We start from the raw sequence: 19,083 nt of genomic DNA, 5'->3' as shown, positions 1-19,083 counted from the left end.
CCCCTTTTATTAAAACTTAATACTATCTAGCATAAAGTCGAATTCATCCACAAGAATGTTATCCGCTTGCCATAGTGCATGTATGAAAGCTTGGAATCCATCTGTTTTCCTTTTGAATTCATCTTTTTTCAGGTACTCTTTGTTGCCGTCTTTTTTAATGTGAACGTATACGTTGTTGGTGTACCAACGCATTAATGGATTATCACCAAAAATAATACGGTTATTTGCAAATAACGTCTCAACTCGTGGAGCTAAAAGAGAATGAATCGCTTTTGGATTACGAATATACAACAATTTGAAACCTTCAGCTTCAAGTGCTGTTTTTACAAGATCAAGACGGAATGTATCAGCTACAATCGTATTCACCCCATATAACTCACGCATTTTTACAAACCAATCAACAATATGTGAGATATTAATAACTGGCTCGTCCACAATAGTTAGTAAGCCATTTTCAGCCCATTCATAAATAGGTGCTTTTAATTTCACCTTATCCAAGAATCCTTTACGTACAAATGAATGACCTTTCCAAATATAGTCCTCACCATGTTTAAATAGTAAACCGACCGCCGCAAAATCTTTGATGCTGGCGAAATCGAGGCCGCCCACAGCTACTTTGTGTTTTAAATCTGGAACTACTCTGAGCGTTTCTCCATCTTCTTCAAAACCAGTACGCATTATTTCTTCCCATGAAGCCACAGATTTTGTTAAATCTACTTCCGGTATATTCATCCTCTTAGTCATGAAATTTTCTCTGTTAGACGGATCGTTTTCTAGATTTTTATACTGACGCATAACTTTCTTAAACAATCCTCTAGCGTATTGACTCATTGGCTTACTAAACATCGGATTTGCTTTTTCCCACATATCGGAATTGTCTACTTCTTCAGCGTTATCAAGCTTACAAATAAAAGGAAACAACCTATCTTCTTTTTCTTTCCCTTTCAGGATATTCATAGCTCGCTCTTTCATTTTGTCAAGATAACCTTCACGGACAAATCCATCTGTGGTAATAAAAAATTCCCTAGAGTTAGGAACTTTACCTAAACCACTAGAGAATACTTCTACAACATCGCTATTTTCATATCTATGTATCTCATCATAAATAACACACCCGTCTCTTAACGAGTCTTTACTTCCTGCATTAGATGTATGAAATTCAAAAGTTGAACGAGTAGCTTTATTTGTTATCAATTGTTTTGTTGATACAAATAGCTCATCTAATATTTCATGTTTTTTATTCTTTTCATAAACATCTATAAAAGAAGTTTTAGCCTGTCTTTCTGTATTAGCAACTACTGATACGTTGTAATGTTCAATACCATGCAATTCGCTAATAAAGAAGTGTGTCAATGCACTAATCAATCCGTTTTTACCAGCACCCCTTGCCATCATCCAGAAATGCTGGTCAAAATAAACATCCTCATATTCATCAAACAGAAACACAAATGCTATTAAAAATTTCTGAAAGTAATTTAGTTTAAAATGCCACTTTTCTATGAAAGTTACACATTTATGAATTAAATCCATATCGAAATGTAAATCATTACGGGTTAATATATCTTGCTTTAAATAATTAATAAGCATGATACGTTCTTTATTTAATACTACTGTTCCTGTTTCATATAGTTCTATATATTCACTTACATACTTATGAACAATCATATTAAATCACTTGCCGAATACTTCTTAATTTCTTTTTTATTATTTCCTTCTGGTAACAAATCCGTTAGTTGTTTAATAACCCTTTGATATGATTGATCACGGGTATTATATAACCGGGCAACAGGTCGTTCTCTTTCATACGGCTCTGTTTTATCAGATTGTGAGAACATTTCATAGTCACCATTCTCAGATATATCCATCCACATCTCATTTAATAAAACTCGTAATCTTGCTGCCTGAATAATTAACCCTTCAACGACTTTCAACTTACTAGGTGGGATGTCTTTAAATAGTCTTTTTAAACGGTTTTTTTCTTTGTTAACTAGCACCTCACGCTCATCAATGTCCGCCATAATATCACCTCGATTCAATCATATTTTCATACTGGGTAGGGGTCCTATGCGATATGGTCTCAAAAATCTGGAAAAACGACCCCCTCCTCCGGTGCCCCTTAGAGCAATTTTTGATGGAACTTTTTAAAGGGGGGTATTATTATCGAATCATTTTTACCACTTTTCATCGTTTTCCCATTTATTCTGTTTCTTTTCGTAAACTCTCCCATGTTCTTTGTTATGGCAATTAACACATACTGTTTCAAGGTTATCTATATCAAGTGCAAGTTCTGGATGATGCTCGAGTTCTTTTATATGATGGACAACGAGTTGTATCTTCTTACGCTTTGCACTCTCACTATATTCATTGGTATCTGTTTGAACACGACCGTTTCGTTTACACTCCTGGCACTCATGGTTGTCACGCTTCTTTACTTGTTCACGTATACTCTTCCACTCACCACTGTCATAGAACTTGCGCTTCTGTTGTTTGGTCTTGTATTGATTCACTGTTCTTCATCTTCCAATAACTTATGAATGAGTTTACCTATTACGCTTTCACCAGCTTCCTTCATTTGATTTATTGTTGAATTACTAACTATCTTATCTAACTCTTTCTCTAATTCTTTTAATGAATCATTACCATTATTAAGCGCTTCCTCACCTAATCCCTGTACGAATGCGCCAAGAACAATTGCTATCTCAAGTTTAGTTAGTTCCATGATTCATCCTCCATTATTTCATATTCTCTTATTCTTGTAAGTGCGTTCTCAAGAGTGCTTAAAATATTATCCGCACTATTATTTACACTTAACAGATCGACCTTATCTTTTAAGTCCTCAACAGTTGTTGCTAATGCTTTTACCAATTCTCTCAATTCGTGATTTTCTTTAGCTAAATTAAATAAATATTCGAGTTTCTTTTTCAGTTTGATGTTTGCCAACATTGCGTCCATTACTTACACCACCGATATAATTTTTACATACAAAAGAAGCCACATCGTACTGATGTGACTTCTTAATGGTTATGAATTAATAATTGATTTAATTTGTTCTAAGGATAATTTATTGTTGTATCTATCAGAAATATTTTTCCAATTACATACCATTCTTTGGTACTTACTTAGCGTTGGGAAATGGGTATTATAATCACGATGCTCATTTTCTAATTCTTTGTATCTATCCATGTCATGGATAATAAATTTTGCATATACCATATAATCTGTTTCATCATTTCCATCAAACCCTTGAAACTTTATATCATTTTCTTTTAAATCACCTTTATCTTCAAGATTATCAAAAGAAAATTTTAATGACCTATGCATTTGAAGAATATCCCATACGTCTTTACAAATTTCTTCAGGTATATCCTCGTGCAACTCATTAAATAACTCATCGTATTCAGATGTATATCCATTAACTATTACTTTTTTATTGTATGAGTATGTTTTATCTTCTGGATATAATTTTTCAAGAATTGTATATTGATTGATTAATACCAATCTTTCTGATTTTGTAAGTTTCATTCTTTCCACCTCCTACCCATCTTATTATTCGACAAAAAAGAAGGAGTTCCCTTTTATAAAATCGAAATATACCAAAGTAAAGGAGGTGATTAATATGACATATAAACCAGGTCAAAAACCCGAACACTCAGGCCAATTTCAAGAAAGAGGTCCAAGAGGTGGAAAGGTTACAAATAATGAAGTTACTGGTATCGAAGGTAAGCCTTTACCACCAACTTCGAAACCAGGTAATCAGTGGGTCCAAGTAGATAAAACAAAACACAAACGTTGATTAAATTTAATACTATAAGTATATCCTAAGCCCTTCTTAAGTGAAGGGCTTTGTACATAATAAAAGAGCAACCATGCATCAGTTGCCCTTTCATCAATTTCTTATGTTATTACTTTAAATACGGTAAATGAAGTTTTACCCATTACTAATGCAAAACACCACTACCATAAAAGATAGCGGTGTTTCAGATACACAAATCTTGTTTGTGTGCTTCATATTTTTTATTTTGTTTGGTTATGAGATTTTACACCTCTTTCAATCGCTGACAATACATCACTCTCCCGTAGTTACTTCTACTTATCTCTGAGTCAGCGATTGAAAGAAGAGCAAAAGCTCTCCTTAATAACGTTATCATTCAATCAGTACCATCTGTTGGTTTCGGATTTTATGTGCCGTCATAATGAAGCCGTTTAGAATTTTAGAAACAACATAGTGAGTTGTGTTTTCCGCCACTTCTCATAATACAAATATATCACGTTAATTCCAAGACAACCGGCATATTTACTGTCAAAAAACGGCCACGACTCTGCCACTTATTTTATTCCCGTTATCTTTACTTATAATAGTCCGATTCCACTTAATTGAACATAGTTACTATTAACCTGTACTTTTTTAACTTCAGCAATGCCTTTAATGTCAGTTGCATAAATTGTAGAGAATGTAAACTCCACTTCTCTACAATAGTATGCTGCCATTATAAAAAAATCTTTTGGACCTGAATATTCAATGTCCATTGTCCATTTACAATCCTTGTCGCCATGTATCTTAAAATAAACTTGATTATAATTGACTTCCTCTTCTAGCCCTTCTATAAATAGCTTTTTCACACTATAGGTCCTCATCTTCTCAACTCCTTACGATTTTAATTCTAACAAATAGCATCAATCTTTTAACAGCATTTAGTTACCCATATCTTATATTGTGTGTAACTGAGTCTATCAATGAATCCTTTGGTATCATTGATTTCATTTAACTTTCTCTTTTGAGTTACACAGTACGAAATATATGAGTAACTGTATAGGCGTACCGCCAGCATTTTTGAAAAAAAACACGCTAAGCTTCCCATATGGACAGCTTAGCGTGTTTTTTTGCTTAGTGGTAGTTCGTCTGTTTATAAAAATAGATTTTTTATGGAGAGTACAAATATTTGAGAGAAAATTACTTTTAATGGATTTCAGAGGATAAAGAGATGAAGGGGTTATCTCGTTTTAAACATGTCTTTCGTAATCACAACAACAGTCATGTTTCTTCTTTGGTGCTGTTAGTCTGAAGAAGACATCAGGATTAATCTGGCCATTCAGGACATTCCGATTATCACCCCAGGAGTGGAGTAAACAACTTCCGGGACCTGCAATGATTTGATTGTAATCACCCATATAACATCCAGCAGGTATTGGATCAGGATTAGCAATCGTAATCGGTACTGGAGAAAATTCAGTACTTACCATTCTCTCTTTACTTAAACCATCAAAAGGAGAAAAGCTTTTCATGAATATTGCAAATGTCCCATCACCCACACCACCAACTCTACCACGACGGTCATTAAAACGATTATACTGAATATGGGCTCCTTCGCAATTGGCTGCCACTGATGGAAAAAACGAAAAGGCTAAATTTTGATGAGTAGAGATATTCACTTCATTCCAGGTATTCCCTTCATCAGTACTATATGCTAAAAAGATATCAATAAAACGCGTATTCCCAATAACTCTACCAGCATTCCATACCACGTATAAAGTGCCATCTGGTCCAATAGCTGCATGAGGAAATTCATTTGTACGAATCAGTCTGGTAGTATCAATGCGTATTGTTGGACGAATATTTCCAGCACAATTTGATATTTCATTTGCTGCTGCAAAAAAAGGTATTGAAACTGGCACGTTGATTGGAAAAGTATTACCACCGTCAGTTGATTTAAGCATGCGAATGGTCCTATTAGAATCATTCAAATAATTTCGAGGCGGTATCATATCTGCAGGGTTAGGATCCGATATTTCTTCATAAAAGACATAGATGACTCCTCGATTATCTACGACCACAAAAGACCCGCTAATAAAATTATTTGCACTCGGAGGAACAATTACTTGATCTGTAATGATAGGATTTAAGTTGACACCGGTTGTGTATTTTGAAAAGCGAATACTTCTTGGATCAACGGTAAAATCAGTCCACGTAATATACAGTGCTTCATTCCCTGGATTATCAGCATCAGGTCCTACTGCAATCCATTCTTTATCTTGAGTGGCTGTATTAGGATTTGGATTTTGTCCTCGGCCAACAACTTGAGGCAGATTCATTGTGATAGTTCCATTAGGATTAACAGTTCCAGTTGAAACACTAATTACACCTTGCAAAGTCCCTGCTACAACCTCTCTCCCAACTTGACCATAATAGAAAACACCATTTCTATCTTTTGCTATTACAGGATCACCATCATTGAATCCTCCTGGATTTACAGGTACAGGACCACCATCAGTCCAGGTATCACCTAAATCATTAGAAAAAGCAAATCCTGAAAAGCTATGAGTTCCCGGTACCTCTGGGGGTGGTGTAGTGTTATTAGTATCATTAAATCCATAGAGTATAAAGTCGTTAAAATGGGCTAGACTTGTCTCGCTTTGAGTTATGCGTGGAAAATTAATTATATCGTTAGTTGGGTTATTAACTTGTCTTTCTACTTCTTTATGCTTGCAACAAGAGTCATCATGTTTCTTATGGTCGTCTTTCTTATCTTTGTTATGATCAGAACAACAGTTTACTTTCACATTAATAATAGGATTCTCTGAATTATGGATACTGCTTTTATCATTATCATGTTTGTGTTTGTGTTTGTGTTTATGTTCATGCTCTTTGTTATTCTTTTTATTTTCTTCCATTCTATTCCCTACTTTCTCATAATATATTCAATATATATTATGAAGAAATACAGAAATAGCTTGTATGCTTGTCCAACATAATTAATAGGTATGAATACTAGATACATGCAAGGTTTGCATAACGCATAATTATCGGTAGTAAGGACACGAGGAAACCCTACTTTCACAAGTGAATCCTTTTTTTGTTTTATGGATCTATGCATTTTTTATACATTCCTATCCTTGCACGGTTTTAAGATTCTTGTTTGTTATAAGATTAGTTAAAAAAACTGTATAAAATCTTGCATGCTCTTAGCGTGGGGGTTTTCAAAAATGCTGGCGATACCCCTAGATTTAAAAAGAAATAAGCAATGATTAGATTTTAAACCTAGTCATTGCTTTATCCATTGCATCTTGGTTAACACCTATATAACGTAACGTGACCTTCTCTGACGAGTGATTGAATATCTCCATGAGTAATGCTATATTTTTCGTTTGCATGTACATGTGATACCCATATGTTTTTCTTAACGTATGTGTTCCTATTTCATCTAACCCGAACTCTGCCGCTGCTCCGCTTAATATCTTATATGCCATGCTACGACCAATTGGACAATTCTTACCTTGTCTGCTTTGTAATAAATACTCATTGTCTTCTCTTTCTACAATAAACCATTTAAGTTCTCTTTTCAGTGCTGCAGTAATTTGTATTCGTTTCTGTTTCCCTGTTTTCTTTTCCCGCATAGATATATGACTGCCTTTAACATCCTCTACTTTCAATTTCAAAATATCTGAGATTCTGAGACCTGTATTAATACCCATGATGAAGAGAATGTAATTACGTAAGCTCTTTTCCTTAAAATACTCTTTTAGCTGCTGTATTTGCTCTGAATCACGTATTGGCTGAACAAAATTCATTATTCATTACCTCCAGTTTCTTCTGCCTCATAAACTTCTAATCTAAGAGCAAAAGCTAAATTATAAAACGCTCTAGACTTCCAACGGCGATAAGTACGTTCAGCCATTCCAATTTCGTTATAAATCATATAATCACACATGTCTTCTTCTTCTAAATAACGCTTATTAATGATATCCCTCTGAATCTTTCCCGCACGCCCGTTTCCTAAACGACTTAAAAACTGATCAATGCGGAATGACATATTTTTAAGATATTGTTCACGTTCACTACGCTTTATATTTTCTAAAGCTACATCTTCTAATGGATTTTCCACTGTATTTGTAGGGCCGTGATATCTCACTTCATACGAAGGAGTGACTTTCATTTCTTCTCGAACCATTCCGAACTGTTTGTAAATGCGCACCTCTTCTAGAAGACTCTCTAATTTCTCCTGTGTTGCTGCGCGATCAATTTTAGATAAGAAAGTTAATTGACTCATATATACGCTCCTTGTCTATTTTCTTAATAAAATACAAAAAGCGGACACCAAACTACAGAGCAATATTACTAATGCTCTTTGTAGTTCAGTGTCCGCTGGTTCTTCCAGTAGGACAAAATGTTTAATTGCTATTATTATATCATTTTCTTATTTATTTTTAACTTTTTAAAGTAGTTTATTTACTAACTTGCAAACCACATTGAAATTCCATAATATTACTTTTTATGGGATATTTTTCTGATTTACTTATCGAATGCTTACAAATAAAATTGATTAGTACTAATTGATTAAATTATTAATGGGGGAACAAAATGAAAGAAAAGGAATTTAAGGATTTTATAAAAGTACTAAAATTATTGCTTATATTGGGCTGTATTTATGCACTTATACTTATATTAGAATGCATTGTGAGTTCAATTTGGAATTTCTTATTACTTCTTGCAATTATTCTCGTAATATTTTGGTGCTATTATAGAAAGAAAAAAGAAAAAACATATGCCAAAGGAATTCTTATACTAATAATACTAATCTTATTAGCAATTTGGTCTATTGGCCCCTGTGTTTACCAACGACACCTAGCTCAAATGGAGAAAACGGAGTTGGAAGAAAAACAAAGAGAAATTCAAAGTAGCAAGTACATAAAAGAAATGAAAGAAACGGAAGAAAATTTGAAGCAAGCTCAAGATGAAGCGAAGGAAGAATCTACAAAAAGAAAAGTGGAAGAGGACAAATCTAAGAGCAGTGAAAAAGCGAAAGACTCCTCTACTCCAAACTACAATTTCAAAGTAGATAAAGATTGTTCCGATTTTAGTAATGCAACTGAAGCAACTGAATTCATGAGAAAATCAAAAGCAGCTGGATTCGGAGACCATCGTTTGGATAGAAATGGAGACGGCATTGCTTGTAACTAAGTGATAGTAAGAAGTGATTTTAGAAAAGAGGAATTGAATTATTTTAATAAAGGGTGCTCTTGTTAAATAAAGCTTAGATTTTCAAACAACTTTATTGGCCATATTTTTATTGTAGTGAAGTACCTTACTTTGAGATTAAACAAATATATTTTTACCCCCGTTCTACTATTAGAATGGGGGTATGCTTGTCCATCTCTCATTCTAATAGTAGATTAAAAGGTTTATTTTATTAAAATATAAGAAGCTCAAATTTTATGTATTTATGCATTTTAATATAAATATATTAAAATTTATAACTATCAGTGTTATATTTATTACATTCTAATATTAGGAGTGAATATTTTGAGAAAAATTGATAGTTTTTTCGAATCATCATTGAGTAACTGCAATACATTGCAATTGAGTTTAATTCCAAATATCCCTGGTAAAGAAGAAACTGTAAATCATAAGTTAGTTTCTTATAACTTAAAAGAAACTGTTTCAGGTTACCTATTAGAACTGAATTTAGAAAACCTAGAAACAAAAGAACAATATACATTCACATACAATGATATTCAAAAAATCGAAGAAAATCGTGCTTCTACACACCAGAATCAAAAATATTATATTTATTGTCTAAACAGACGACTATATAATGACAAACATAGTGACACACTTCTAGATGGTAGAAATCTAGCTGTTTCATATGAGAATAATTCTTACATTGATACATACAGAATTATGACTTCAAAATAAATTGATTTTCACTTACCATCTAAAAACTTAGTATGTATTCTCAAAAATATATACTAAGTTTTTTATAAGCATTCTCTTTTCTACCAAATGAAATTTTTATTAAGAAAACTTATTTTCGCCTTTCAATTGATCGTTTTCTAATTCAAGTTCACTTATTCTTCTTAGTAACTTTTGTATGGTGCTTATAGCCATATACGCTGTATCCTTAGCTTCTTTTTTGAACTCTTCATGAGTTATTGGCCCATCTGTATTACCTCTAAGGTGCCACAATTCTGATAAGATTTTATCAACTTTCACTCAATCCACCTCGTTTTCTACTAAAATAGCGTTTTTGTCCAATCATTATTTTCACTTCTTTACCTTTTACAATTCGATATGCAACACTTTATATTTCGACATTTTTCTACACAAACAGACAAGTTTCGTGTATTATATAGCAGAAGAGTAATTAAAAGACTTACTCTTTGCTATTGAGGGAAGAGTCTGAGAGCCATATCAGGCTCTTTTTCGTTTATAATGACCAGTTCTAAAATAAGGATTTTGTTAAAAAATTAATTAAATTCTCCATCCTGGTGCACTCTATACCTAAAAGGAGAAATTATGAAAGTTTTAAAATACATAGCCCTTATAATTGGATGGCTTGCATTACTATCACTTTGGTATGCAGCATTCTTTCATTAACCCCTGTTATAGTTCTTGGTCTAAGAGCACCGCACTCAACGGCGCTCTTTTTAATTCAAATAACTATTTTGTTTAGTTTTCTAACAAACTTATACGCTGCAAATACTTAACTGAGAAGTAACCACTAAATCCTTTTAAAAACACCACTTGTGAACCACTACTTGCTTTAAATTGATCTGTTCTACAAGTCCAAACTTTTCCCTCATAACGCTTCGCTTCTAAGCAAGTGTGCATCACTACCTTGTCACCTACTTTTAATTCATCCATAGCACCGAATACTGTTTGATAAGCTTCTTTATATTTGCGTTTTATAAAATCCACTTGCTTCAACGTTCTAACGTTTGCAAAGCGACCTTTCATGTAGTCCAAACAAACATGATCTATATCTTCTGGAGGGCCAGGGAAGTAAGTAGAAGATTGCTTGCCACCACCCGTTGTATAAGTCATCTCCACCCCACCATGTTCATTCTTTATCATTTCGAATGTAGGCTTCATTTTTATTCCCCTCTCAGATACCCGATTTCCCTTGCATATTCACGCATCTTCTTCATTTCTTCCTTTGGCCAACCCCAATGAGAACAGTACAATCCACCATAACCATTTGCTCCATCTGAATCATCATTATCAAATATAAAGTCAGTAAAATCCCTAACCAATCCCCACATAGTTCCGCCTTTTGAGAAGTAGTGGCTTTGTTTCTTGTTTTTGTATGGGCTACGTGTCATACGCATTGCTACATTTGTAAATCCATCAACGAACCATAGGTTTTTACCATCATGTTTAAACTCGCCTATCTTATGTTTGGATTTAAAGAAGGATTTCTCATGATCTGCTAAATAGTTTATAAGTGAATTTACAATTTCAATTCGCTTTTTCTTGTCCATCTGTCATTCTCCTTTTTTAAGAATATTTTCAGGATCAATTTCATAGTTTTCGCAGAGATCCACCAACTCAATTGCTACATAATTATCAAACAATCGAATTTCCATTCCTCCCTCACTAAACCAGTTGCATCCTACCATTTTTGTAAAATCACCTAGATCATGAAAGTAAACCCAAACATAAAGTTCATCGCCTCTCCAATCTATTTCCTTACCTTCACAAAATTTATATAAATCTAGTTCAGTCATTTCCATTCCCCTTTTCGATTAAAATAACGCTTTTGTTATAAATCACTTTGATAGTTTCAATAATATGTTTTGATACCTCACGCAATCCTCTTCTGACAGGTCATCACTGTCTAAACTATTACGTACCAGATGATACAGTCTTTCAGCATCTTCATTAGATAAATAAATCCGTTTCCCCATACCATCACCTCGTTTTTATACAAAATTCAAATTTTATTAAAGTAACTGTGTTTTCCGCTCTTCCATCCGAATTACTTTTCCACTTTGATATACAAATGATTGTTCACCAAATCCACTTTGAGGTGGTTCTATTAGCTGAACCTGACCATTTTTAACGATATATATTCCGTTTATTTTCAAATCTATTTCAGCTGTCATTTCAACAAGATTTTCTTTTCTAATTCCCACCAAAATCACTCCCATATGTTATAATTACTTTGTCGAAGTAAGTTGAGAGTGATCTCAGCTTTTTTTATTTGTCTATAGATATTGCACAACATTTTCTGGAACAAATGCTTGTTCAAGTGACAAATGGAGCCGTATTGGAATCGGCTTTTTTTCATCCCTTGCTTGCTTACACATTTTTTCTGCCTCTTCCCATACAAATTGTTTATCCTCCGCTCGTTTGTAACGCCAAATTCCAATTGTGTAATCTTCAAATAGCTCATAACGTTCATCAGGTGCTGTCGTCGGTTTTAATTCATCAATCGCTTTTGCTTGGCGTGGTATTTGTACAACCATATCTGCATACCTTAGTTTTGAATTTAAACGATGGATATGAGCTTTCTTAGAATCAAATGATACGACTGGTTCCACATCAAAGATTGTTAGTTGCTTGGGCATTATTGCTTCCCTCCAATACTTGCAAACTTGCAATTGAAATTCCTTCTAGCTGCGTTAATCTTAGTCGATCTAATGTTTGTCCGTTAAGTTCAGCTAATCCTAATCCCAATAATTTACGAATGATTATTAGTTTTCTACGTTCTATTTCCTGACGTAACAACATAATTAGGCCTCCTGTTGATGGATGAACTTTCTCTCTAAATTTACAAACTTACTAAATTCTTTAATAAATGCTAGTTCAACAACACCAACTGGACCGTTCCTCTGTTTCGCTAAAATAATTTCCGTTATGTTTTTATTTTCTGTCTCGCGGTCATAGTAATCTTCACGGTATAAGAATGCTATTAAATCCGCATCTTGCTCAATTTGACCATTCTCACGTAAATCTGATAGCAATGGTCTCTTATCTTGCCTACTTTCTACAGCACGACTTAACTGTGATAATGCAACTACACATACATTTAATTCTCTTGCCATCAGTTTTAACTTACGACTAATCTCACCGATTTCTTGCATGCGGTTCCCTCTATGCTTTGGATCCCCTACAATAAGCTGCAAATAATCAATTGCAATTAAAACCTTTTTATCAGGGTACTTACGCTTTAATTTCCTAGCCTTTGCATAAATCTCTTGGATTGTTACATTTGCTTTATCGTAAATTTCTAATGGCAAATCATTAATTAATCCCATCGCTTGACTAATTTTTTCCCAATCCTTTAAATTACATAGCTTTTTAGGATTCTTTAATTTCGTAGCATCAATATTTCCAGTACTTGAAATCATCCTCTTAAGTAGCTGTTCCTCCCCCATCTCGAGTGAGAAGATTCCTGTTGCTGTATGAGCACTTGCCGCATGAAAAGCAACGTTTAATACAAATGCTGTTTTCCCCATTGAAGGTCGGGCCCCAACAATAATTAAATCACCTTCTTGTAACCCGGTTGTCATTCTATTCAAGTCGTCATAGCCAGTTGGAATACCGGTTAAATCTCCTACATCAATTTGCATGTTCTTATACAAATCAACAAGCGTATCTTTCAAGTTAAATTCGTCTGAGTAACCTGTTTCTTCAATGGCGCTTAATTCATCAATTGATGTACTAATAGCACTCATATCCCTATCTTGCTGAAGGCGGTTATATAAGTTACCAGCAACCTCCTGAGCATGTCGCATCTTCCAAGCTTCGATAACTAAGCCTTCGTGATACGAGAAATTTTTAGTAGTCGTAACAACTTCTGTTAGGTTTACAAAGAATTCAATTCCACCAATTTGATGCATAAAGCTTTCATCGAATTTTCCAATGAGAGCAACAAGATCTATCGGAACCTCAGCATCCTCTAGCTCTCTCATCGCCTTAAAAATCATTTGGTGCGTTGGTAAACAAAACTGTTTTACCTTTAGCTGACAATCTTTAATTAAATCGCCTTCTTGGATAATGCTACCTAAAACACTTTGTTCAGCTTCTACGTTACGAATTATATCGTTACTCATTGGGCCAACCACGCATTCCGTTGGTTAAGTACTGCAAGTTCTTCTTCTGTTGGAATGTTCTGCTCCCATGCTTGTTGCTGCTGTATTACGTTTTTAGTAGATTCCGATAAGCCTTTTTGTTGATAAGGTGCTTGTGTCTGTTGCTGCGCTTTTGTTAATCGCTGAGTACGAAATGCCTTATCAGCTGCTTCAACGTCCGTTATTGTTTTCAATCCCTTAAGATGCCAATCTCTTAAAATCGTATTTACGTAATTCATGTTTCTTGTATTTTTCTCTAAAGCGATTTCCATAGCTTTTACAACAAGCTCTGCATTTAAATCATCTACCCATGCATGAATACCATCTGCAATAAAAGGTGTAATGAATCCGAAGTTTTGCTCGTAAAAAGAAATTGGATTAACCTCAACAACTTCTTCCGCGCTTGCGCGTTCTTCTTGTTGTTGTTCTTTTTCTTCTTCTTTTTCTTTTTCTTCTTCCTTGCTAGGGTCCTGGAAGCCCCTTATAAGCCCCTCCAAACGGACTGATAAATACTCCTTAATACGAGGGATTTTGAAATCTTGTTCACGTTCTAATTGCAAACATGTTTCATAGAAATCAACTAAGAAATCCTGGTCCTTTACAGATTGAATCTCTTTTAAAACACACTTTTCAATGTTTACATTTTTAATCGGATTGAATTTCAACCAGTTAATTAAGAACAACTCTTTTGTTTTTTGGTTATAATTAATTTTTCCGTACTCAGCAAAACGTTCTAATAGCTTCATAACAGTTTCACGGTTATATCCTGTATCAGTTTCAATGATACGAAGTGGAAGCTCATAAATTCCTGATTGAGACGTCTTACTGTTTGTCATCAAATATAAGTAGAAATACTTCTCCTCCGGTGTAAGATCTAAAACAAATGAATCCTGCCAAAATGAAACATGTACTGGTCTATAAACTGCCATATTATTCATCCTCCCGTTTACATATCGCGAATCCGTCCTCTACACGTAATAAGCGATAATTCTTGTATCCTATTTTGAGATATTGTTTTACTAAGTAAATTAGGTGTTGCTCTGATGTTACTTGTTGAAACACTTTAGGGTTCAGCAACACTCTATGTAACGATTTGTCTAAAAGCATGTAGCACACTCCGTTGTTATACGAATGCTAATTTGATATAATTAATCCTAAGATCTTTTGCAAGACCGTTTGTCTATCACTCTGCCAAGTGATAGATCTTTTTATTTTCTACGTGTTACTAACGAAGCGTTAACTCCTCTTGCTCTTAAATCTTTAATCACTACACGATAACTCATTGATGCCTCATGTTCTTCTTTTGTATCACGAAGCATTTTAAATTCCCTCATACATCGCTCCAGCTCTTCTTCCCAGTGATTTGATTCTTCGGTTGATTCTGCATTAAACATGTTATAAATACATTCACTCATACAGTTACAAAGTTTATTCGCAAATGAAAAATCTCCAGGAAGAACTAGATCATGAAGACGATTGTTTTTATCGTTCATGAATTACATCTCCTTTCTAATTAATTTGATGCTGTACGCATCGTTACAACCAGAAAGGAACATTGTAGAGGTATGGGAGGAACAATCCCTTTCTGGTCATAACGACAAGCACAGTGGCTTGTCCAAATGATTTATATAATGTTATAATTGCTTTACGATATTTTTCAGAGCTACTGTTGTCTAGGCGGTAGCTTTTTTATTTGCCCATTTATGTTTCAAAATGAATGACGCTTCGATAATCTTGATTCGAATCCCCAATAATTTTTTCTCTTGCTTTAATTCAACTGTTTTTGAATCCTCATTAAGTAATTCTGCAATTTTAATTTCACCAGTTAGTTTTGCATCATACCGAATTAATTCCTTATATTTTCTTAAACTAGGTTTCTTATAATCTACTGTCATTTTCCTTCCCCCTTTACAGCACCTTTGTTAAATTCATTAAGCTATCCACCGATTGAATAATAACGTTTTCTGCCATAGCCTTTTGCAACCAACTTCTTTGTATTTGTTCCATAATGCCAAAATGAACTTGCTCAAGAGCTTGAACTACACATTGAGTAGCTTGGATTGTATCGAAGATTTCTTTTGCATGAACTGCGTATTCATGTTTCTTTTTTTCATCATGCTTCCAAGATCTTGTTGTAACTTGTAAGTTCATGATTTCCTTCGCTGCCGCAATCCCCTCTTCAGCCTGTTTAATGTAGTTCATTAATTGTAGATTTACATCTTGAGTTAAACGTGGATCTGTAGGTGGTAACCCAACACCATAAATATGTTTGATTGCTTGTTGATTCAACTTTGCTCCTGTTGCATGGCACCAATCCATTGCAAGTTCAAATTCTGGTTTAGAAAGCCCTGATTCAATTCGAGTTAAGCGTTCATGTGTAATGCCAAGGTACTTAGATAGCCCTTTCTTCGTTTTCAGCTGAACATTATCACAACACTCTCTAGCATTCTGTAATAATTCTCCTATTGCTGAATTGCAGTATATGCTTGTTCCCATATCTGTTCGCCTCCATATTTAGTTTTCAAATGGTTACAATGTATTTAGTACATATGTAACTTGTCTATTTTTCATGTAAAAAGAGAGGAACTATTCCTCAATGTTTTCTTTCACTTGTATTTCTTTGATGATGGCCCAACCAGCCTTGTAATATGCTTGACGGATTTTATCAATATCCTTTTGTGATTTTGGCTCAGGAGCCACAACATGGACTTTCGTTTTTCCAAATTCATAAGTCGCCGCATATTCTTCTTGTTGGCTCATGGTGTCACCTCTTGAAGTGCTTTTTATATGTTTATGCGACGGTTCTGTTGGTACTGCCATGTTAGTTGATGGCATTTTCTCACCCGCTTTCCATCCATTAAGTATAAGATTCTTGTACTCTTGTACATCAAATTAAGTCCTTTACATCACTACCAAGAATAGTGGCTAACCTAATAGCCTTTTCAAGATTTGGATTACTATAACCATTTTCCCAATTACTTATTGTAGATTTTGTAACTTTCATTCTTTTTGCAAGATCTTGTTGCGTTAACTTGCTTTTTTTCCTAGCTCTAATTAATTTGATATTTTTGTTCACTGTCTCGCTCCTTGTATAAGTATTTTGTACTTTTATTATATGTATAAGATTCTTGTACGTCAATACATTTGTACAATTATCTTGTACAAAGTTTTACAATCCATCTTTATAAGGTACAATATCTTTGTACTTTTTATTAACGGGAGGTGCTAAAAATGTTGAGACAAAGATTAAAAGAGATGCGTAAAAAGCGTAAGCTCACTCAGCAAGGATTAGCCGATAAAGTAAATACCACTAAAGGCACCATTAGTAACTATGAGAATGGTCATAGCACTCCCTCAAACGAAATGCTAAAAGATTTAGCAAATGTTTTAGGAGTAACAACAGATTATTTATTAGGAAGAGAAGATGATTCAAGGATGTCTAATGCACTTCCTGATTTAAACAAAAAAGATACTCGTGATATCGCTCGTGACTTAGAAAAGACTTTAAAAGACTTAGAAAATAGCGAAGATGCTTTAATGTTTGACGGAGAACCAATAGACGAACACACAAAAGAAATGATTCGCATTTCTCTAGAAAACTCTATGCGCATGGCAAAACAATTAGCCAAACAAAAATTCACTCCAAACAAGTACAAAAAAGATTGAACGGAGCGAGAAATGAAGATTAAAGACTACGTACTGAAAATCGTAAAAAAACACGGCACAACAAACCCCTTTGAAATTGCTAAACGAAAAGATATTATAGTGTTGTTTGAAGACCTAGGGAATACTCTTGGTTTTTACAACACTTATAAACGCTTTAAATTCATTCATGTTAATAATAGGATTGACGAAACCACACAACGCTTTGTCTGTGCTCACGAACTAGGACATGCTCTATTGCACCCCAAAGCTAATACTCCATTTTTACGAAATAAAACCTTTTTTTCTGTAGATCGATTAGAGATCGAAGCAAATACATTTGCAGTCGAACTCTTATTACCTGATGAAATGATTTCTGAATATCAAGATACAAATCTATCAATTCAAGAAATAGCTGAGATCTATGGAATTCCAGAAAGTTTTGCTCGTTTAAAAAGTTATTAATATGAATTTAAAATACAACTTTATAAGTTAGGAGCTACATAAATGAAAATATTTTTCTCATTTCTATTTGCAATAGCAATGCTAGCCACGATTATTTTATTAATTACATCAGTGGTATTTCGTTTAAAAAAGAAACAAAACACTAAGAAATATTTTAAGTTTACAGGTATAGCTTTTATTTTATCTATTATTTCATTAATTGTAGTTAACATGAACATGACACCACAAGAAAAACAAGAAATTCTCGCTAAACAAAAAGCTGAAGAAAAGCTAAAAGCCGAAGAAAAGCAAAAGGATAAAGAGCAAAAAGATGCTGAAGAAAAGCTAAAAGCCGAAGAGAAACAAAAAGCTAAAGAGCAAAAAGATGCTGAAGAAAAGCTAAAAATCGAAGAGAAACAAAAAGCTAAAGAGCAAAAAGATGCTGAAGAAAAGCTAAAAACCGAAGAGAAACAAAAAGCTAAAGAGCAAAAAGATGCTGAAGAAAAGCTAAAAGCCGAAGAGAAACAAAAAGCTAAAGAGCAAAAAGATGCTGAAGAAAAGCTAAAAGCCGAAGAGAAACAAAAAGCTAAAGAACAAAAAGAGGCTGAGGAGAAACAAAAAGCTGAAGAGAAGAAATTAGCTGAGGAACAAAAAAAATCTGAAGAAAAACAAAAAGAATTTACTTCCTATGCCCAAAACATTAGAGGTGGAAATTTTATTAAGGATATGAAACTTGATAATAAAGATGCTGAAATTACATTCCATGATTCATTTGCATCTTATAAATCAGCAAAACCAGATAGCAACGTTACTGAAGAACAATATAAACAATATTTTTCAACAGGGGATGCTATTGAAAAAATGTTTGTAAGTGAACCTGCGAGATTACTAAGACAATTTCCAGATTTGAATGCTGTAAAAATGACTCTTCCATTTGAAGGAAAAACATACAATATCAACTTAGATAGAAGATCATTAAATTCGCACTTAGAATTTAAAATTGAGGATTTAAAAGTTGAAGATAAATCTTGGGTCAAGAAATTTAATGATCCATACGTATATAATAAAGCAAAACGTAAAGCGTTCTTTACAAAGTTTGTTATTGTTCAATGATTTTTAAGTCCATGCTATTTATGGACTTTTCTC

Annotated in this window: 30 protein-coding genes; 6 read left to right on the top strand and 24 right to left on the bottom strand. The window is 33.9% G+C overall.

Annotation, left to right across the window (positions count from 1 at the left end):
* Positions 1-9 precede the first annotated feature (9 nt).
* The 6 genes from MNO09_RS10985 to MNO09_RS10960 form a co-directional block, all read right to left on the bottom strand.
* Positions 10-1,665 (bottom strand): terminase TerL endonuclease subunit, encoded by a 1,656-nt coding sequence (locus MNO09_RS10985; protein ID WP_241950141.1) that lies wholly within the window; start codon positions 1,663-1,665, stop codon positions 10-12.
* Positions 1,662-2,018, bottom strand: coding sequence for a hypothetical protein (locus MNO09_RS10980; RefSeq protein WP_000763336.1), 357 nt, complete (start codon positions 2,016-2,018; stop codon positions 1,662-1,664). The genes MNO09_RS10985 and MNO09_RS10980 overlap by 4 nt, the downstream gene beginning before the upstream one ends.
* 153 nt (positions 2,019-2,171) lie before the next feature.
* Positions 2,172-2,507, bottom strand: a complete 336-nt coding sequence (locus MNO09_RS10975; RefSeq protein WP_241950140.1) for an HNH endonuclease — start codon at positions 2,505-2,507, stop codon at positions 2,172-2,174.
* On the bottom strand, positions 2,504-2,719 hold the full coding sequence (locus MNO09_RS10970) for a hypothetical protein (RefSeq protein ID WP_241950139.1): 216 nt from the start codon (positions 2,717-2,719) through the stop codon (positions 2,504-2,506). Before MNO09_RS10970 ends, MNO09_RS10975 begins: the two co-directional genes overlap by 4 nt.
* The gene (locus tag MNO09_RS10965) at positions 2,710-2,952 is read right to left on the bottom strand and encodes a hypothetical protein (RefSeq protein ID WP_241950138.1); all 243 of its coding nucleotides are present in this window, start codon (positions 2,950-2,952) and stop codon (positions 2,710-2,712) included. Before MNO09_RS10965 ends, MNO09_RS10970 begins: the two co-directional genes overlap by 10 nt.
* Positions 2,953-3,021: 69 nt before the next feature.
* Entirely contained in the window at positions 3,022-3,522 is a 501-nt protein-coding gene (locus MNO09_RS10960; protein ID WP_241950137.1) for a YfbU family protein, read from the bottom strand.
* 94 nt (positions 3,523-3,616) lie between these two features.
* Here MNO09_RS10960 and MNO09_RS10955 point away from each other — a divergent pair, with 94 nt between their 5' ends.
* Positions 3,617-3,793 (top strand): YjzC family protein, encoded by a 177-nt coding sequence (locus MNO09_RS10955; RefSeq protein WP_241950136.1) that lies wholly within the window; start codon positions 3,617-3,619, stop codon positions 3,791-3,793.
* A gap of 557 nt (positions 3,794-4,350) precedes the next feature.
* Here MNO09_RS10955 and MNO09_RS10950 read toward each other — a convergent pair.
* From MNO09_RS10950 to MNO09_RS10935, 4 genes are all read right to left on the bottom strand, one after another.
* Entirely contained in the window at positions 4,351-4,635 is a 285-nt protein-coding gene (locus MNO09_RS10950) for a hypothetical protein (RefSeq protein ID WP_241950135.1), read from the bottom strand.
* A gap of 366 nt (positions 4,636-5,001) precedes the next feature.
* Positions 5,002-6,669, bottom strand: a complete 1,668-nt coding sequence (locus tag MNO09_RS10945) for a sialidase family protein (RefSeq protein ID WP_241950134.1) — start codon at positions 6,667-6,669, stop codon at positions 5,002-5,004.
* Positions 6,670-7,023: 354 nt separating this feature from the next.
* Entirely contained in the window at positions 7,024-7,566 is a 543-nt protein-coding gene (locus MNO09_RS10940) for a site-specific integrase (RefSeq protein WP_241950133.1), read from the bottom strand.
* Positions 7,566-8,045 (bottom strand): ArpU family phage packaging/lysis transcriptional regulator, encoded by a 480-nt coding sequence (locus tag MNO09_RS10935; RefSeq protein WP_353939946.1) that lies wholly within the window; start codon positions 8,043-8,045, stop codon positions 7,566-7,568. The genes MNO09_RS10940 and MNO09_RS10935 overlap by 1 nt, the downstream gene beginning before the upstream one ends.
* 311 nt (positions 8,046-8,356) lie before the next feature.
* On the opposite strand from MNO09_RS10935, the gene MNO09_RS10930 reads away from it, so the two are divergent.
* Together MNO09_RS10930 and MNO09_RS10925 are read left to right on the top strand one after the other, a co-directional pair.
* Positions 8,357-8,956: an excalibur calcium-binding domain-containing protein gene (locus tag MNO09_RS10930; RefSeq protein WP_241950132.1), complete on the top strand. Its 600-nt coding sequence runs from the start codon at positions 8,357-8,359 to the stop codon at positions 8,954-8,956.
* A 342-nt stretch (positions 8,957-9,298) separates the two neighbouring features.
* On the top strand, positions 9,299-9,691 hold the full coding sequence (locus MNO09_RS10925) for a hypothetical protein (protein ID WP_241950131.1): 393 nt from the start codon (positions 9,299-9,301) through the stop codon (positions 9,689-9,691).
* A 99-nt stretch (positions 9,692-9,790) separates the two neighbouring features.
* On the opposite strand, the gene MNO09_RS10920 is transcribed toward MNO09_RS10925, so the two are convergent.
* The 14 genes from MNO09_RS10920 to MNO09_RS10855 form a co-directional block, all read right to left on the bottom strand.
* Positions 9,791-9,988 carry a hypothetical protein gene (locus MNO09_RS10920; protein WP_241950130.1) on the bottom strand — a complete coding sequence of 66 codons (198 nt, stop codon included), beginning with the start codon at positions 9,986-9,988 and terminating at the stop codon, positions 9,791-9,793.
* A 456-nt stretch (positions 9,989-10,444) separates the two neighbouring features.
* Positions 10,445-10,867: a hypothetical protein gene (locus MNO09_RS10915; protein WP_241950129.1), complete on the bottom strand. Its 423-nt coding sequence runs from the start codon at positions 10,865-10,867 to the stop codon at positions 10,445-10,447.
* 2 nt (positions 10,868-10,869) lie between these two features.
* On the bottom strand, positions 10,870-11,256 hold the full coding sequence (locus tag MNO09_RS10910; RefSeq protein ID WP_241950128.1) for a YoqU family phage-derived protein: 387 nt from the start codon (positions 11,254-11,256) through the stop codon (positions 10,870-10,872).
* A gap of 3 nt (positions 11,257-11,259) precedes the next feature.
* On the bottom strand, positions 11,260-11,502 hold the full coding sequence (locus MNO09_RS10905; protein WP_241950127.1) for a hypothetical protein: 243 nt from the start codon (positions 11,500-11,502) through the stop codon (positions 11,260-11,262).
* Between the two features lie 216 nt (positions 11,503-11,718).
* Positions 11,719-11,910 carry a DUF3954 domain-containing protein gene (locus MNO09_RS10900; protein WP_000512852.1) on the bottom strand — a complete coding sequence of 64 codons (192 nt, stop codon included), beginning with the start codon at positions 11,908-11,910 and terminating at the stop codon, positions 11,719-11,721.
* A 72-nt stretch (positions 11,911-11,982) separates the two neighbouring features.
* A complete protein-coding gene (locus tag MNO09_RS10895) occupies positions 11,983-12,345 on the bottom strand; it encodes a cell division protein SepF (protein ID WP_241950126.1) in 363 nt (120 codons plus the stop codon).
* Complete coding sequence (locus MNO09_RS10890; RefSeq protein WP_241950125.1) at positions 12,320-12,508, bottom strand: hypothetical protein; 189 nt, start codon at positions 12,506-12,508, stop codon at positions 12,320-12,322. Before MNO09_RS10890 ends, MNO09_RS10895 begins: the two co-directional genes overlap by 26 nt.
* A gap of 2 nt (positions 12,509-12,510) precedes the next feature.
* Positions 12,511-13,833, bottom strand: coding sequence for a replicative DNA helicase (gene dnaB / locus MNO09_RS10885; RefSeq protein WP_241950124.1), 1,323 nt, complete (start codon positions 13,831-13,833; stop codon positions 12,511-12,513).
* A complete protein-coding gene (locus MNO09_RS10880) occupies positions 13,830-14,780 on the bottom strand; it encodes a DnaD domain-containing protein (RefSeq protein ID WP_241950123.1) in 951 nt (316 codons plus the stop codon). Before MNO09_RS10880 ends, dnaB begins: the two co-directional genes overlap by 4 nt.
* Positions 14,781-15,059: 279 nt before the next feature.
* Positions 15,060-15,344, bottom strand: coding sequence for a hypothetical protein (locus tag MNO09_RS10875; RefSeq protein WP_241950122.1), 285 nt, complete (start codon positions 15,342-15,344; stop codon positions 15,060-15,062).
* Positions 15,345-15,524: 180 nt separating this feature from the next.
* A complete protein-coding gene (locus MNO09_RS10870) occupies positions 15,525-15,746 on the bottom strand; it encodes an RNA polymerase subunit sigma (RefSeq protein WP_241950121.1) in 222 nt (73 codons plus the stop codon).
* Between the two features lie 13 nt (positions 15,747-15,759).
* Positions 15,760-16,347 carry a hypothetical protein gene (locus MNO09_RS10865; protein WP_000537277.1) on the bottom strand — a complete coding sequence of 196 codons (588 nt, stop codon included), beginning with the start codon at positions 16,345-16,347 and terminating at the stop codon, positions 15,760-15,762.
* 90 nt (positions 16,348-16,437) lie between these two features.
* Entirely contained in the window at positions 16,438-16,686 is a 249-nt protein-coding gene (locus MNO09_RS10860) for a hypothetical protein (RefSeq protein WP_097920369.1), read from the bottom strand.
* Between the two features lie 52 nt (positions 16,687-16,738).
* Positions 16,739-16,927, bottom strand: a complete 189-nt coding sequence (locus tag MNO09_RS10855) for a helix-turn-helix transcriptional regulator (protein WP_033693366.1) — start codon at positions 16,925-16,927, stop codon at positions 16,739-16,741.
* A gap of 155 nt (positions 16,928-17,082) precedes the next feature.
* On the opposite strand from MNO09_RS10855, the gene MNO09_RS10850 reads away from it, so the two are divergent.
* Genes MNO09_RS10850 through MNO09_RS10840 form a run of 3 tightly spaced genes read left to right on the top strand, consistent with a single transcriptional unit; the run spans position 17,083 to position 19,050 of the window.
* The gene (locus tag MNO09_RS10850; protein WP_241950120.1) at positions 17,083-17,517 is read left to right on the top strand and encodes a helix-turn-helix domain-containing protein; all 435 of its coding nucleotides are present in this window, start codon (positions 17,083-17,085) and stop codon (positions 17,515-17,517) included.
* Positions 17,518-17,529: 12 nt separating this feature from the next.
* Positions 17,530-17,958, top strand: coding sequence for an ImmA/IrrE family metallo-endopeptidase (locus tag MNO09_RS10845; RefSeq protein ID WP_241950119.1), 429 nt, complete (start codon positions 17,530-17,532; stop codon positions 17,956-17,958).
* Positions 17,959-18,000: 42 nt separating this feature from the next.
* A complete protein-coding gene (locus tag MNO09_RS10840; protein ID WP_241950118.1) occupies positions 18,001-19,050 on the top strand; it encodes a hypothetical protein in 1,050 nt (349 codons plus the stop codon).
* The last annotated feature ends 33 nt before the right edge of the window (positions 19,051-19,083 follow it).

The sequence above is a fragment of the Bacillus sp. N5-665 genome, assembly GCF_022637375.2.
Taxonomy (GTDB): domain Bacteria; phylum Bacillota; class Bacilli; order Bacillales; family Bacillaceae_G; genus Bacillus_A; species Bacillus_A wiedmannii.
The sequence above is the reverse complement of the archived record's forward strand: the minus strand, read 5'-3'. Positions and strand labels throughout refer to the sequence as shown.

Bases quoted from the DNA above. Each gene is read 5' to 3' on its own strand.
- MNO09_RS10985 (WP_241950141.1), bottom strand. From the start codon at position 1,665: ATGATTGTTCATAAGTATGTAAGTGAATATATAGAACTATATGAAACA.
- MNO09_RS10980 (WP_000763336.1), bottom strand. From the start codon at position 2,018: ATGGCGGACATTGATGAGCGTGAGGTGCTAGTTAACAAAGAAAAAAAC.
- MNO09_RS10970 (WP_241950139.1), bottom strand. From the start codon at position 2,719: ATGGAACTAACTAAACTTGAGATAGCAATTGTTCTTGGCGCATTCGTA.
- MNO09_RS10965 (WP_241950138.1), bottom strand. From the start codon at position 2,952: ATGGACGCAATGTTGGCAAACATCAAACTGAAAAAGAAACTCGAATAT.
- MNO09_RS10960 (WP_241950137.1), bottom strand. From the start codon at position 3,522: ATGAAACTTACAAAATCAGAAAGATTGGTATTAATCAATCAATATACA.
- MNO09_RS10955 (WP_241950136.1), top strand. From the start codon at position 3,617: ATGACATATAAACCAGGTCAAAAACCCGAACACTCAGGCCAATTTCAA.
- MNO09_RS10950 (WP_241950135.1), bottom strand. From the start codon at position 4,635: ATGAGGACCTATAGTGTGAAAAAGCTATTTATAGAAGGGCTAGAAGAG.
- MNO09_RS10945 (WP_241950134.1), bottom strand. From the start codon at position 6,669: ATGGAAGAAAATAAAAAGAATAACAAAGAGCATGAACATAAACACAAA.
- MNO09_RS10940 (WP_241950133.1), bottom strand. From the start codon at position 7,566: ATGAATTTTGTTCAGCCAATACGTGATTCAGAGCAAATACAGCAGCTA.
- MNO09_RS10935 (WP_353939946.1), bottom strand. From the start codon at position 8,045: ATGAGTCAATTAACTTTCTTATCTAAAATTGATCGCGCAGCAACACAG.
- MNO09_RS10930 (WP_241950132.1), top strand. From the start codon at position 8,357: ATGAAAGAAAAGGAATTTAAGGATTTTATAAAAGTACTAAAATTATTG.
- MNO09_RS10915 (WP_241950129.1), bottom strand. From the start codon at position 10,867: ATGAAGCCTACATTCGAAATGATAAAGAATGAACATGGTGGGGTGGAG.
- MNO09_RS10910 (WP_241950128.1), bottom strand. From the start codon at position 11,256: ATGGACAAGAAAAAGCGAATTGAAATTGTAAATTCACTTATAAACTAT.
- MNO09_RS10905 (WP_241950127.1), bottom strand. From the start codon at position 11,502: ATGACTGAACTAGATTTATATAAATTTTGTGAAGGTAAGGAAATAGAT.
- MNO09_RS10895 (WP_241950126.1), bottom strand. From the start codon at position 12,345: ATGCCCAAGCAACTAACAATCTTTGATGTGGAACCAGTCGTATCATTT.
- MNO09_RS10890 (WP_241950125.1), bottom strand. From the start codon at position 12,508: ATGTTGTTACGTCAGGAAATAGAACGTAGAAAACTAATAATCATTCGT.
- dnaB (WP_241950124.1), bottom strand. From the start codon at position 13,833: ATGAGTAACGATATAATTCGTAACGTAGAAGCTGAACAAAGTGTTTTA.
- MNO09_RS10880 (WP_241950123.1), bottom strand. From the start codon at position 14,780: ATGGCAGTTTATAGACCAGTACATGTTTCATTTTGGCAGGATTCATTT.
- MNO09_RS10875 (WP_241950122.1), bottom strand. From the start codon at position 15,344: ATGAACGATAAAAACAATCGTCTTCATGATCTAGTTCTTCCTGGAGAT.
- MNO09_RS10870 (WP_241950121.1), bottom strand. From the start codon at position 15,746: ATGACAGTAGATTATAAGAAACCTAGTTTAAGAAAATATAAGGAATTA.
- MNO09_RS10865 (WP_000537277.1), bottom strand. From the start codon at position 16,347: ATGGGAACAAGCATATACTGCAATTCAGCAATAGGAGAATTATTACAG.
- MNO09_RS10860 (WP_097920369.1), bottom strand. From the start codon at position 16,686: ATGCCATCAACTAACATGGCAGTACCAACAGAACCGTCGCATAAACAT.
- MNO09_RS10850 (WP_241950120.1), top strand. From the start codon at position 17,083: ATGTTGAGACAAAGATTAAAAGAGATGCGTAAAAAGCGTAAGCTCACT.
- MNO09_RS10845 (WP_241950119.1), top strand. From the start codon at position 17,530: ATGAAGATTAAAGACTACGTACTGAAAATCGTAAAAAAACACGGCACA.
- MNO09_RS10840 (WP_241950118.1), top strand. From the start codon at position 18,001: ATGAAAATATTTTTCTCATTTCTATTTGCAATAGCAATGCTAGCCACG.